The sequence below is a fragment of the Pedobacter albus genome (assembly GCF_036324255.1).
In the GTDB taxonomy this organism is placed as follows: domain Bacteria; phylum Bacteroidota; class Bacteroidia; order Sphingobacteriales; family Sphingobacteriaceae; genus Pedobacter; species Pedobacter albus.
In genome coordinates, this window is sequence record NZ_JAZDQT010000002.1 from 829,519 (window position 1) to 842,379 (window position 12,861).

Sequence of the window (12,861 nt, forward strand, 5' to 3'; positions counted from 1 at the left end):
GTTGGTGTATTGGCATTTTTATTACATTTATGATTACATCACCAATTTACTCACTCAATGTGAGTAAAACAATAGCCTAACCAAGAAAAACTCACGAAATGGGAATAAAAATAGATAAAGAACTGATTATAAGCCGAATAAAATCTCATTATGGCTTTAAATCGGATGCTGAGCTGGCAAGATTTCTGGGTATAGCCTCCAATACGCTGGCCAATTGGCATAAAAGAAATACGATCAATCTCGACCTTATACTCACCAAATGTGAAGAACTGAATGCCGATTGGTTGTTAAAGGGCATTGGCTTACCCATTAGAAAATACAAGGAACAACCCGACGATAATTTTTCGGTAGTGAACGATATTGCCGAGAAATACGTAAATGCCCGCATCGGCGAAGGCGATTACCAAAAAGACATCGAGATACTGGTCAAAATCATTACCATCCAAGAACAGACAATCAAAGCCCAGGAGAAAACCATCGAAACTTTATCGCTGAAAAAGAAGCGATAGTATCCACGTGTTTTTTCACCACCTAAAATACCTTAGGGTATCCGAGTTTTTTACCCCATAGGAAACCTAAGCTTTTATGACTTAGCGCTTTTGTCGTTAACACAAAAACACGGCGTAACATTTCCAAGTATTCAGACTTCTTTATTGCTCTATTTTTTTACAAGTAACGTTTTACATATATAGTGGCTTATTTCTACCAGCAAAGAGGATTGAATTTTGCTCTAGAAAGAAAGGGCTGGTCTTAGCTTCTCTTAGGTGTCTTAGGTGGTCGCAAAACCTAATCCATCCTCAACACCAGCGCATGTTGCAGCATTTTGGCCGATGCTGGCAAGCTCACCTCCAGCACATCGCCTTTTTGCTTCCACTTCACCGCTTGCTTCACCCCCAACAAGGTTACCTTTTTAGGCATTTTGGGTGGCGCCTGAATGCTTATCGTGGCATCGGCTACTTTACCCTCATCTAAAAGATATAAAGCATACACGCTACCGTTTTTGCCCTGCGTAAAACAAACATTATTGGTTTTATAGGGTACAATGGGCTTACTGGCATAAATGGCTTCCTTGTTCACGTCCATCCATTGTCCCATTTCGGTGAGGCGTTGCAGGGCAGGTTCGGGAAAAGTACCATCGGGCTTTGGCCCCACATCCAGCAAGAAATTACCGCCTTTGGCTACAATATCGACCAGCAAATGAACAAGGGTATTGGTGCTTTTGTATTTATCGTTAGGTACATAGCCCCAGGCATCGCCCATGGTCATGCAGGTTTCCCAAGGATAATCCAATGGTTTTTCGGGTATTTTCTGTTCCGGCGTTTGGTAGTTCTCGTATTCGCCGTGCACGGTACGGTCAACCATGATCAATCCGGGTTGCTTGGCGCGGGCCATCTGCGCAATGGCAGGCATGTTGATATCCTGGTCCCAGGCCGGAATTGGCGCTCCCCACGAAAGTACTTCTTCGTTAATGGTCGACTTTGGACGTACCCAGCCTCCATCGAGCCATAAAATATCGATGCTGCCATAATCGCTCATCAGCTCCTGGATCTGGTTATAGGTATACTGCTTAAATTGTTGCCAGCGTTGCGGATGCAAACGGATATCGTAGTTGTTGTTACGATCGGCCGTGGCATAGCGAGGCCACCAGTAATATTCGCTGTGCCAATCGGGCTTTGAAAAATAGGCGCCAATCATAAATCCTTCCTTTCTAAAGGCATCAAAAACTTCTTTGGCAATATTGGCTTTCGGATGAGTTGCAAAAGGCACGTCACTGGCCGTTACTTTGTAGTTCGACTGCTTGGTATCGAACATCGCAAAGCCATCGTGATGCTTGGTGGTGAAAACCACATATTGCATACCCGCTTTTTTGGCATAGCTGGCCCAAATAGACGGATCGAAATTTACCGGATTAAACTGCTTGTTCAAGTTAAAATACCAACGCTTGTAATCTTCGTAATTTTTGGTGCTGTCGCGCGGTATCCAAGAAGCATCTTCTGAACAGATGCTCCACGATTCTACAATGCCTGGGATGCTGTAAATGCCCCAATGCATAAACAAACCGAACTTTTTATCGCCCCATTGGCTCAGCTTGGCCTGTACTTTGGTGTCGCTGGGCGCTTGGTAACGTTGCGACTGGTAATGGGCCTGTTGGGCATGAGCCACAAAATACAGGCAAAAAACAAGAACGGTTAGATAGATTTTTTTCATAGGTTGGCCCGAATTGGTCAGCCCAATTTACGTAAATATCAGTAAAAGTATATAGCTTTGTTATCCATGCAAAAAGAACAGATTTCAGTTTTCGATATATTTAAGATTGGCATTGGCCCATCGAGTTCCCATACTTTAGGCCCTTGGCGTGCCGCGCAGCAATTTACAGCCTCCCTACAAAAACAGGCCGATTTAGCCGATGTGGTTCAAGTCAAAATCCTGCTGTACGGTTCTTTGGCTAAAACCGGCAAAGGACACGGCACTGATATTGCCGTATTATTGGGCCTCGCTGGTGGCGATCCGGTTACTTTCGACGTAAACGCCATCGACAGCACCATCGAAGCCATTAAACAAGAGCAGCTTTTAACGTTGGCTGGTGAGCAGACCATTCCTTTTTCTTACACCGAAGACCTGATTTTCCTTTTTGCAGAGAGCCTGCCTTTTCACCCTAACGCGGTTACGTTTCAGGCTTTCTTGAACAATGGCAAGGCCTTTTCGGAAACCTATTATTCTATTGGCGGAGGCTTTGTAGTGAAGGAGGGCGAAAATGGCTCTGAAAAAGAGCAGGTCGATTTGCCTTTTCCGGTAGAGAAAGCCAGCGAACTGTTGCACTGGTGCCTATCAACCGGACTAAAAGTAAGCGAAGTAGTGATGGAAAACGAAGCGGCCTGGCGGCCGGAAGCCGAAACCCGCAAAGGCGTGATGCAACATTTCAACGTAATCAGGGATTGTATTTACCGGGGTTGCCATACCAGCGGCTTTTTGCCTGGCGGATTAGACGTTGCGCGCCGTGCTTCGAAAGTGAACAGCAAACTTACAGCCGGCGAAGCCTATACCGATTACGACAGCTGGGTACAGGTGATTAGAAAGGGTGGCAATGGCTTTAACTATATTTTAGACTGGGTAAGTTGTTTTGCCTTGGCCGTAAACGAAGAAAATGCGGCGTTTGGCCGTGTGGTTACCGCACCAACCAATGGCGCTGCTGGGGTTATTCCGGCCGTTTTACAATATTTCATTGCTTTTTGCGATGGCTATACCGAAGACAAGATCATCCAGTTTATCTGCTGTGCTTCCGAAATAGGCAGCATCTTCAAAAAAGGAGCCACTATATCGGCGGCTATGGGCGGTTGTCAGGCAGAAATCGGCGTATCGTCGGCCATGGCTGCTGCAGCCTTAACCGAATGCCTGGGCGGTTCGCAACGCCAGGTTTTAATGGCGGCCGAAATTGCCATGGAACACCACTTGGGCCTTACCTGCGACCCAATTGGCGGACTGGTACAAATCCCTTGCATAGAACGCAATACCATGGGCGCCATCAAGGCCATTACAGCGAGCCAACTGGCCCTACAAACCAACCCCGACAAGGCAAAAGTAAGCCTCGATGCCGTAGTCAATACCATGTGGGAAACCGCCTTAGACATGAACTCGAAATACAAGGAAACTTCCGATGGTGGTTTGGCCACCAATATTCCGCTGAGCTTACCGGAATGCTAAATTGGGAAAAGACTAAAGACCAAAGCTGAAAGACCAAAGAGGCGGAAGGTTGAAGGGAGAAAGGCTGAAGGTCACGTCAATAGATTACTCGCAACAACCATCTTAAATGCCTTAATGTTGGATTAGAAGTCAAAAGACCAAAGCTGAAAGACTAAAGAGGTGGAAGGTTGAAGGGAGAAAGGTTGAAGGTCACGTCAATGCGCTACTCGCAACAACCCTAATTCAGCTTAAATGCCTTAAATGGTAAAAGCAGTTGGAAGTTGGCAGTAGCCAGTTTGCAGTTGATACGAAAGCAAACGATTCTTAATTCAGCTTAATGCCTTAATGTTGGATTAGAAGTCTAAAGACCAAAGCTTAAAGACCAAAGGCCAGCATATTGAAGGAAATGGCAAAAGCAGTTGGCAGTAGCCAGTTTGCGGTTAACACGAAAGCAAACAACCCTTAATTCAACTCAATGCCTTAATGTTAAATAAAGAAGCGGAAGGTTGAAGATACGCACCTTGCGTCCTTAAATCTGTTGATTGGCCTTAATAGCCAAATAGCGGTTCACCACGTTTACCGTCAGGTTTTGTGGTGGTGTAAGCAGACTCAAAATACCATGTCTAGCCAGTTCTTTCACCATCAGTTTCTTTTCGTAAGCAAATTTCTCGGCAATGGTTTTAATGTAAATGCCCTGCACATCCTTAGCCGGTTCTTCGCTCAATGCCTTCAGACTGGTATTCTCAAAAAACACAATCAGCAACAAATGGAACTTGGCTATCCGCTTCAAAAACGGCAACTGTCTTTCTAAGGCCGACATACTTTCGAAATTGGTGAAGAACACCACCAGACTTCTTTGCTTTAAGGTAGCCCTCACGGTGCTGTACAGCGCTTCCATATCGGTTTCGAGGTAGCGGGTCTTTTCCTTGTACAGCACTTCCATAATCTTGTTCAGCTGTACAGGTCTACGATCGGCAGGCACAACATTCTTTGTTTTTTCGGCGATGGTAATCAATCCGGCCTTGTCTTCTTTCACCAAAGCCACGCTGCTCAAAATCAGGCTGGCATTAATGGCATAATCAAGTAGGGTCAAACCTTCAAAAGGCATGCGCATGGCCCTCGATTTATCGATTACGCAGTACACATGCTGCGCTTTTTCGTCGGTATACGAATTCACCATCAAATCGCCTTTGCGGGCAGTGGCTTTCCAGTTTACGGTACGGTAATCATCGCCGGCTACATAGCTTTTGACCTGATCAAATTCCATGCTATGGCCCAGCCGTCTTATTTTTTTGATCCCGATATCGGTTAAGCGATTAGAAACCGCCATCAATTCGTATTGCCGAAGCTTTAAAAACGAAGGATAAACCGGAACCGTTTTAGGACTACCGATGTTAAACCTGCGACTCAACAGCGCCAAAGGCGATTGCACATACAGTCTGGTGAGGCCGAAATCGTATTCTCCCCTTTTGGTGGGACGCAACAGGTAGGTAATGATTTTTTGCTCGCGCGACGCCAAATGGGCTTTGAACCAGATATCGCGTTTTTGGAACTGGAACGGAATCTCGTCGATGATGCCCAAACTTACCGGAAAGCCATAAAAGTTCTCCAGGTAGATTTTCAGTTCGTTGTCGTCGCCGTTGCTGAGGCGCTCGGGCACCTCCCTGCGCAAGAACACGCCCTTTTTGGTACGGTAGAGCAAAACCAGGTCCAACAGCACCAACAACAGCAAGACGCCAAAAAAGAGGTAAGGCAAATCGCCCAACACAGGAATGAAAAAGGAAAACAGAAACAGGGCCACGCATACGCCCAGCGCAATGAACAGGCGCTTGCCTAAAAAGAGGTCTGTATAATATTTGCTGAAAAACTTTTTCATTTCCTTTTTCTTTCATCATAGCGAGTAAGAATGACCAAGCAATCTTTCTCGTCGTGACGATGATTCTATCTTGGCACTTCTATTTTCTTGATGATCTGGGTGATGATATCGGCTGGTGTTAGGCCTTCCATTTCTTTTTCTGGGCTCAGCATCACGCGATGCGCCAAAACCGGAACGGCCACCCTTACAATGTCGTCGGGTGTTACAAAATCGCGACCAGCCATAGCGGCCAATGCCTTGGCACCATTTACCATGGCCAACGAGGCCCTTGGCGAAGCTCCCAGGTACAACGATTTGTTGTTGCGCGTTTCGTGTGTGATTTGTGCTACGAAAGCCAATAATTTTGGTTCAACCACCAAAGCTTTGATGGTAGCACGCAGGGCTCTGATCTGCTCAACCGATAAAACCGCATTGATTTCCTGCAGCTGCTCTTCGGGCTTATGCTGATGCTGGTTGGTCAGGATGGCGATTTCCTCTTCAAGCGATGGATATTTCACTTCTATCTTAAACAAAAAGCGGTCTAATTGAGCCTCTGGCAAACGATACGTACCTTCCTGCTCAATCGGGTTTTGGGTAGCCAATACCATAAAAGGCTCTTCCAATTTATAGGTATGCCCATCAACCGTAATCTGGCGTTCTTCCATGGCTTCGAAAAGTGCCGATTGTGTTTTGGCCGGTGCCCGGTTAATCTCGTCTACCAACACGATATTGCCAAAAATAGGGCCCTGCCTAAATTGGAACTCGGCTGTTTTCGGACTGAATACCGCCGTGCCCAATACATCTGATGGCATGAGGTCGGGCGTAAACTGTATCCGCGAAAAAGAAGCCGAAATACATTTGGCCATCAGTTTTGCGCTGAGGGTTTTGGCCACACCGGGTACGCCTTCGAGCAACATGTGCCCATCGGCCAGCAAACCCGCAATCAGCAGGTCTATGGTATCTTTTTGACCCACAATGATATTGCCCAGCGTTTCTCTGATTTGGGCTACGGCAGCGCTCAACTGGCTCAAATCCGTTCTTTGGTCAAACATTTCCTGTTCCATAGCTATTGGTCTTGTTTATAAAATTGTTCTATCAGTTTATTTAATCTAATCAGGTCTTGGTCGCTTATCAAATAACCGCCATTAAGGTATTGCAGCTCTGCAAAAAGACCCTCGATGGTTTCGGTGGTGGCGCCTGTACGGCTGATCAGTGTTTCTTTAAATTCTTCATTAATATCTACCGTGCGTAAACGGTATTTGCTGCGCAGGTACTCGAGCCAATAACTTATTTTCTTCTCGGCAAGATCCTTGTTGTTGCGTTGTTGGTAATAAACACGACCGATGGTTTCTGCAAACTCGACCGATGTATTTTTAGGCGACGAAATAATCGGGATAATGCGCTGGCGCCTTTTGATTTCGAAAAACACAAAAGCAATCAAGCCAAAAAGGGCAATGTAATAGGCCCAACGCAACTGGTCGTGTTTAAACAGCACGCGCAACGGCGATTCGGCTGCCGTATCGGGGCGGGTAAAATATTCGTCCCACATCACACGATTTGTTTTAGGCAAATAAGACAGCGCTTTGGAAGCATACTCGGAACCATCTTCGCGCAAGAGATTGTAGTTCGAAAACAGTTCGGGGTTGGGCAACAGGTAAAGCGCGCCCTTGCCAAAATCATAGCGGATAAAATTAGCTTCTTCGCCCTGCCTGGTACTCAGCACCGTTGCCCTGGCCGTATCTATTTTGGCAAAATACTGTTCGCAAACCCCTTTATCAAAATAGTAATCGATATCGCGTTTTAGGGTTGGACTGGAAAAATTGACCGCATATTTTTTACCGTTCCTGAAATAAACATTGTTGGAAAACGACGTATTCAACGTATCGAGCAATACGCCTTTAATACGGGAGGCAGCGATAAAAACCTGGTTGCCACGTTGCATATATCTCACCAATTGTTCGTAGTCGAGCTGGTCAATCTCAACCTCTGGCGCAATAATCAAATAGCTTGAACCCACGGCTCCGGTATTTTCTTCCAAGGTATTGTAAACCGCTTCTTTTCGCACTTCCACCTTGGCATTGGGAAAAAGATCGTGTATGCGCTGGTATAGGATGTAGGTGCCATACGGAATTTTATCCTCCTTTAAATAAGTAGGCCTCCAATCGATCGGCTTCGGCTTAAAATACTGCATGCCCATGTAAACCACGAGCAACAAGCCGGCAATAACCAAATATTTTCTCAATCCGTTCATTTGGTCTGCTGGTTAAATTGTTGAAAGGATTGAGCTATGGGTTCGAAGCTCTGCTTATCGATAAAAAACTCACCATACCATACATATTCGAAGCGGTAGGTTAATTGGGCAAATTCTTTTCTTTGGTTTTCGTTCTGCAGTTCGAGCACGTAGGTCTGGTTGGTTTTATCGGGTTGCCAGTGGATGACATCCCTATCGCTAAGGTGCTTGAGGGTTTTGAGGTACAGCAAACGCACCGCCAAGCGGTAGTTGCCTTCCTGCACGGCCTTATCCAGCTGTTCGTCAAAATCGATTTCATGGATATTTTCCAGGCTTTCTTCATAAGGAACCTCGATGCCTTTCGATTTTTTGGCCAATACGCGCAAATCGAGCCCCATCAGCTTGAGGATGCCATAGGCTACGCCTACCACCAAAATGGCAATCAGAAAGTATTTAAGAAAGATGAAAAAGTATTTGAGCAACATGCCATCGCCGGCATTGCCTCCCCTAAAAATCCTGCCAATCAAATCCCAAATCCAGGCCATTAGTTTCCGCCACCAACTTGCATTTCGCGGCGTGGTTTCTTTGTAAATAAACTCCTTTTGCTTGCTGTAGGTTTCAACAGCCTGACGGTCTATTTGGCGCTGCTCTACCCGGCTGCTGTCTAGCTTAATGGTTTTTGCCACTTTGGCCGGCACTGGTTTGGCTGGCGTTTGCAAAGCATGGCCATCAGCACTTAAAAGCACCCCAACCCACAGTACAAAAACCAGCCTTAAACGCATGTTAATATTCTTCTTGAACAAAAGGATGGTCGTCTTTGGTGTCGTTTTGGCCCAGACTGTCGATCCTTTCCATAAGGCCGGTGCTTTCTTTGCGCTCAACCAGGTTAAAATAAATCATCGCGGCAGCCACAATCGGAATGATCATAAACACCTGCGAAAACTGTTGGGCGATGGCCGTAATTACGCCATAAGTACCAAAAAATGCATTGTTGTTATGCATAAAGGCCCCTGCCATAGAAATAGCCACCGCGGGTACCTGTATTACCATGACACAAGCATAGTAAATAAAGAAAACAACCAGCAGCGTGGCAAAAGTAATCCACCACTCGTCTTTCAGCAGCTTAAAAGCACGGTTAAAAGAGAAAGAAAAGCCGGCATTTTCCAAAATCAGGATAGGGTAAAATAGCGTAACTGCCGGAAAAACGTAGATGCCTGGCACAAGACAAAGTGCAAAGCAAAGTCCCAAAAATACCGACATCACAATACCACTGCCCAGCATGCGCCAAAAATAATATTTAAAATACGACCAAACCTCGGCCACCGTAGGCGCCACATTTCCCTTTCTGATGTAAAGCGAGATGTACGACAACACTGTGAGGTAAATGGCGGTATAGTTGAGGATGATAAAAACAAACATCAATACATAGTTCAGAGTAAAGTTATAGAACATGTAAAGCGGCCTGCCCCCCCTACTATATTCAACCGCATTGCCACTTTCCAACAGGTTGCCCAACTGCAGCTGGATCAATACGGAGTTGATCATGCTGGCCAAAATAAAAAAGCCACACAAAAACAGGTAGGCTTTTAGAAGGGGCTTGATATTTTGCTTGATAAAAAGAACGGAATCGCTGATGACATCGCCAAATTCCCTAACTTTTCTAAATTCAACAGGTTCTTTCATGTTAATTGTACTGAGTGCGTTTAGCTAATTGTATAGGATAGATAATGACATACCAAACCATAAAGCTGAGCGAGCTGGCCAAAATGGTAATGCTCAGCCAAACGGGCATTTCGGTATGTCGGGTTATAAAACTTTCAAAAAAGGCGGCCAGCAAGATAATCGGGCTAATGCCCAAAGCTATTTTTGCCGCATCCTTGGCGCTGTGCCTAAAGGCCGCCATTCGGGTGTAGGTTTTAGGAAAAAGCAGGCCATGGCCCAAAACCAATCCGGCGCCACCCGCCACAATAATGGAAAGGATTTCGAGCGTTCCGTGTATCCAGATCACCAAAATCGATTGGGCACCCAAACCTTTGCTAAAAAAATAATATTCGAAGGCGCCCAGCATAATGCCATTCCTCATCATGGCAAAAACGGGGCCTATAGACAAGAATATGCCACTTACAATGGTAACCAGCGTTACCCAAATATTGTTGCTGGCAATCATGAGGAACATGCCAAACTCGTTGTATTGTTTGTATACGCCAAAAGGATCGCCCTTGGCAATATTCTCGTTGGTCATGTTTACATAGCCATCGCCCAAAATGAGGCGCAGGAAAGTATCGTCATACTTGGCCGAAAGCACACCGATGGCCATAGACAGCGTAAAAAAGATAAAAGAATAAAGCAGCTGCCGGCGATATTTGAAAAACAGCAAAGGCAAATCGAGCTTCCAGAAACGGGTAAAGCGATTTACATCCTCCTTCTTGTTTTTATAAATGGCCTGATGCAACAAAGAGGCGATGCCATTGAGGTAGCTCGTGGTTTTAGATTTGGGATAAAAAGTTTTGGCGTAGGCCAAATCGTTGGTGATCTCTATAAACCGCTCGGCCAATTCATCTGGATTATTGGTCTGCAGCTGTTCATAGTTCTTCCACTTTTCGGCATTCTGCTTTACAAACAGCGCTTCTCTCATAGATAGATTTCCCGGTTCTAGAATTTTTCTGTTAAAATAAAACAAAAATTTTATTAGTCAACAAAAATTAAAAAACGATATTATATTTGGAGCCATGGAAACAGTTAAGGTAAATACCAGTCAGCACGTAGACATCGATTATCCGGTTGCGGGTGTGGGCGAGCGCATGGCATCATGGCTCATCGACATCGCCGCCCTTGGCCTTACCTTTCTGATCTTCCTGTTTGTTTTCAGTGCCACCGACCTGTTAAAATCGGCCATTTTTGGCAAGGTGATGCTGGTTATTTATGCCTTTCTCTTCCTGTTTTACGATTTGCTTTGCGAGGTTTTTATGAACGGACAGACCTTGGGCAAACATATTCTTAAAACCAAGGTGGTGAGCCTCGATGGTGGCCAGCCAAACTTGGGCCAGTATTTTATCCGCTGGGTTTTCAGGATTGTGGATTTTCCGCTCACGGCCTGGGCTGGTGGCTTTCTTTGCGTGGTGCTTTCAGACAACAAGCAACGTATTGGCGATATCGTGGCGGGAACAACCGTCATCAAAACCGTACCGCGCACCAAGCTGCACCACATTGCCTTCCACCCCGCGACAGAAGCTTATACCCCTGTTTTCGATAGCGTGCACCTGCTCACCGACCGGGATGTAGAACTGGTGCACGAAGTGCTGAACACCTACTACAAAACTTTTAATCCGAAGCTTGTTTACCAAATGGCTGGCAAAATATCATCGCATTTGGGCACAGCTATACCCGAAGGCATGAACGAGCTCGATTTCCTGAGAACCATTGTGATGGATTACAATCAGGTTACCTCAAGAGCGATCTGATTATTTAAAATTGGTTTCGACAGCCCCGGCTACTTTCAGCGCCCATTCGGCATACATTTTACCCGAAGGATGCAAACCGTCTGCAGCAACCAGCGTAGCATCAGTCAAGGCATTTCTAGAGCCAGACGTAATATCGGTATAACTTATGCCAAGCGCCAAAGTTTCTTCTTTATTAATGGCATTGAAGGCGTCTATTTCTTGTGCAATGGCTTGCACATCGCGACCACTGTTCTTGCCAAAAGGCGTTACGCCCCAATCGGGGATAGAAACCACAAAAACATGCTTTTTATTGTTGCCAGCAAAGCTTATTGCGGTTTGTAGCAAGGCTTTAAATTCTTTGCGGTAGGTATCTTGCGGATAGCCACGGTATTGGTTGTTTACGCCAATGAGCAAAGTAACCATATCAAAAGCTGTTTTGATTTGGGCCTCCTTAATGGCCACCTGTAGTTCGTCGGTAGTCCAACCCGTTTTAGCAATGATTTTGGGGAGTTGCACATTCAGATTTGCCGTTTTGAGCCGTGCCGCTAATTGATAAGGGAAAGATTCGTTGACGCTAACCGCCTCGCCAATGGTGTAAGAATCGCCTAAGGCCAGGTAAGTTAAAGGAGTACCCGAAGGCACTATTGGAGCAGTGTTCATATCAGAAGCCGTGTTTTTATCGCAGCTCAATAATAAACAAAATGACAGGAAAATACCGCTAAATTTCATCAACTTCATTTACGAAATTCTGCACAAAACGGTTTTGTCTAGTGCAACTGATGGGTAACTATCTTGTAGCCATAGCTTACCAGCACGGCCAAACCTGTTGCCAGGTACAATGCTTTGAGCCATTTGGCATTGGCATTCCATTTAAGGCTATAACTCAGCAGTGCCGCCAAAGCACTGGCCAAAAACAACAGTGTAGGTGGATAAAGATGAAAGCTGGCCTGCCAATCGCCTCGTATTAGGGCCAATAGCGAGCGCTGAAAGCCACAACCCGGACAATCGAGGCCAGTTAGCCACTTAAACGGACAGGGCAACAAAAAACCATCTGCCTTGCTAAAAATAAGCAACAAGGCAGATGGGCTATATCTTAGAAACAATTCCAATGAAACTAAACTCCTGGTTGACTTGGCGGTGCAGGAGGCGGAGGTGGCTGGTTAAACGGTCCGTTAGGGTTGTTAAACGGATTGTTTCCGAAAGGATTTTGCGCCTCTGCTGCCGATGGCCCTAAATATTTGGCATCGCCGAAACCCAGGATAGGCCAGAAAATAAAACCCAAAAAGAACAGACCAACAGTAAAGCCCTCGCTTTTGCCATAGCTTTTGCTCATCAAATTAAGCAACCAAATGCAAAACACAAAGTTTACGCAAGGCAATATGCACCACAACAACCAGATGGAAGGCTTACCCACAATTTCAATCATGACATAAATGTTGTAGATGGGAATAATAGCCGCCCAGCCTGGTTTGCCGGCTTTTTCAAAGGTTTTCCACATGCCGGCAATCGAAATAATGCCTAAAACAAGTGAAATTAGCCAAATGGTTAAAAAAATGCCTGCGAATATGCTCGCACCCGCAGACGAGTACTCTGATGAATAGTCCATAATTTTTTTAGTTTTTAGTTTAACTTAAAATTAGTGGTTCTATTCAAAC

General features: G+C 45.5%; 13 protein-coding genes. 3 read left to right on the forward strand and 10 right to left on the reverse strand.

Annotation, left to right across the window (positions count from 1 at the left end; all coding sequences use genetic code 11):
* The first annotated feature begins 98 nt into the window (after positions 1-98).
* Entirely contained in the window at positions 99-509 is a 411-nt protein-coding gene (locus VRU48_RS13400) for a helix-turn-helix domain-containing protein (RefSeq protein ID WP_330108425.1), read from the forward strand.
* Between the two features lie 277 nt (positions 510-786).
* On the opposite strand, the gene VRU48_RS13405 is transcribed toward VRU48_RS13400, so the two are convergent.
* Complete coding sequence (locus VRU48_RS13405; protein WP_330108426.1) at positions 787-2,208, reverse strand: alpha-L-fucosidase; 1,422 nt, start codon at positions 2,206-2,208, stop codon at positions 787-789.
* A gap of 66 nt (positions 2,209-2,274) precedes the next feature.
* Here VRU48_RS13405 and VRU48_RS13410 point away from each other — a divergent pair, with 66 nt between their 5' ends.
* A complete protein-coding gene (locus VRU48_RS13410) occupies positions 2,275-3,702 on the forward strand; it encodes an L-serine ammonia-lyase (RefSeq protein WP_330108427.1) in 1,428 nt (475 codons plus the stop codon).
* Between the two features lie 508 nt (positions 3,703-4,210).
* Here the strand turns inward: VRU48_RS13410 and VRU48_RS13415 are convergent.
* The 6 genes from VRU48_RS13415 to VRU48_RS13440 all read right to left on the reverse strand — a co-directional run bounded on the left by VRU48_RS13415 (position 4,211) and on the right by VRU48_RS13440 (position 10,401).
* Positions 4,211-5,557: a DUF58 domain-containing protein gene (locus tag VRU48_RS13415; RefSeq protein ID WP_330108428.1), complete on the reverse strand. Its 1,347-nt coding sequence runs from the start codon at positions 5,555-5,557 to the stop codon at positions 4,211-4,213.
* A 65-nt stretch (positions 5,558-5,622) separates the two neighbouring features.
* On the reverse strand, positions 5,623-6,600 hold the full coding sequence (locus VRU48_RS13420; protein ID WP_330108429.1) for an AAA family ATPase: 978 nt from the start codon (positions 6,598-6,600) through the stop codon (positions 5,623-5,625).
* A 2-nt stretch (positions 6,601-6,602) separates the two neighbouring features.
* Positions 6,603-7,787, reverse strand: coding sequence for a DUF4350 domain-containing protein (locus VRU48_RS13425; RefSeq protein ID WP_330108430.1), 1,185 nt, complete (start codon positions 7,785-7,787; stop codon positions 6,603-6,605).
* Positions 7,784-8,548 carry a DUF4129 domain-containing protein gene (locus VRU48_RS13430; RefSeq protein WP_330108431.1) on the reverse strand — a complete coding sequence of 255 codons (765 nt, stop codon included), beginning with the start codon at positions 8,546-8,548 and terminating at the stop codon, positions 7,784-7,786. The genes VRU48_RS13425 and VRU48_RS13430 overlap by 4 nt, the downstream gene beginning before the upstream one ends.
* A gap of 1 nt (position 8,549) precedes the next feature.
* Positions 8,550-9,449: a hypothetical protein gene (locus tag VRU48_RS13435; protein ID WP_330108432.1), complete on the reverse strand. Its 900-nt coding sequence runs from the start codon at positions 9,447-9,449 to the stop codon at positions 8,550-8,552.
* 1 nt (position 9,450) lies between these two features.
* Complete coding sequence (locus tag VRU48_RS13440) at positions 9,451-10,401, reverse strand: stage II sporulation protein M (protein WP_330108433.1); 951 nt, start codon at positions 10,399-10,401, stop codon at positions 9,451-9,453.
* A 94-nt stretch (positions 10,402-10,495) separates the two neighbouring features.
* Here VRU48_RS13440 and VRU48_RS13445 point away from each other — a divergent pair, with 94 nt between their 5' ends.
* Entirely contained in the window at positions 10,496-11,227 is a 732-nt protein-coding gene (locus tag VRU48_RS13445) for an RDD family protein (RefSeq protein WP_330108434.1), read from the forward strand.
* Here VRU48_RS13445 and VRU48_RS13450 read toward each other — a convergent pair whose 3' ends face one another.
* Genes VRU48_RS13450 through VRU48_RS13460 form a run of 3 tightly spaced genes read right to left on the reverse strand, consistent with a single transcriptional unit; the run spans position 11,228 to position 12,812 of the window.
* Complete coding sequence (locus VRU48_RS13450; RefSeq protein ID WP_330108435.1) at positions 11,228-11,944, reverse strand: SGNH/GDSL hydrolase family protein; 717 nt, start codon at positions 11,942-11,944, stop codon at positions 11,228-11,230.
* A gap of 29 nt (positions 11,945-11,973) precedes the next feature.
* Positions 11,974-12,282, reverse strand: a complete 309-nt coding sequence (locus VRU48_RS13455; RefSeq protein WP_330108436.1) for a DUF2752 domain-containing protein — start codon at positions 12,280-12,282, stop codon at positions 11,974-11,976.
* A gap of 38 nt (positions 12,283-12,320) precedes the next feature.
* Entirely contained in the window at positions 12,321-12,812 is a 492-nt protein-coding gene (locus VRU48_RS13460) for a DUF5684 domain-containing protein (RefSeq protein WP_330108437.1), read from the reverse strand.
* Between the last annotated feature and the right edge of the window lie 49 nt (positions 12,813-12,861).

Coding starts and splice junctions, on each gene's coding strand:
- VRU48_RS13400 (WP_330108425.1), top strand. CDS start 99: ATGGGAATAAAAATAGATAAAGAACTGATTATAAGCCGAATAAAATCT.
- VRU48_RS13405 (WP_330108426.1), bottom strand. CDS start 2,208: ATGAAAAAAATCTATCTAACCGTTCTTGTTTTTTGCCTGTATTTTGTG.
- VRU48_RS13410 (WP_330108427.1), top strand. CDS start 2,275: ATGCAAAAAGAACAGATTTCAGTTTTCGATATATTTAAGATTGGCATT.
- VRU48_RS13415 (WP_330108428.1), bottom strand. CDS start 5,557: ATGAAAAAGTTTTTCAGCAAATATTATACAGACCTCTTTTTAGGCAAG.
- VRU48_RS13420 (WP_330108429.1), bottom strand. CDS start 6,600: ATGGAACAGGAAATGTTTGACCAAAGAACGGATTTGAGCCAGTTGAGC.
- VRU48_RS13425 (WP_330108430.1), bottom strand. CDS start 7,787: ATGAACGGATTGAGAAAATATTTGGTTATTGCCGGCTTGTTGCTCGTG.
- VRU48_RS13430 (WP_330108431.1), bottom strand. CDS start 8,548: ATGCGTTTAAGGCTGGTTTTTGTACTGTGGGTTGGGGTGCTTTTAAGT.
- VRU48_RS13435 (WP_330108432.1), bottom strand. CDS start 9,449: ATGAAAGAACCTGTTGAATTTAGAAAAGTTAGGGAATTTGGCGATGTC.
- VRU48_RS13440 (WP_330108433.1), bottom strand. CDS start 10,401: ATGAGAGAAGCGCTGTTTGTAAAGCAGAATGCCGAAAAGTGGAAGAAC.
- VRU48_RS13445 (WP_330108434.1), top strand. CDS start 10,496: ATGGAAACAGTTAAGGTAAATACCAGTCAGCACGTAGACATCGATTAT.
- VRU48_RS13450 (WP_330108435.1), bottom strand. CDS start 11,944: ATGAAGTTGATGAAATTTAGCGGTATTTTCCTGTCATTTTGTTTATTA.
- VRU48_RS13460 (WP_330108437.1), bottom strand. CDS start 12,812: ATGGACTATTCATCAGAGTACTCGTCTGCGGGTGCGAGCATATTCGCA.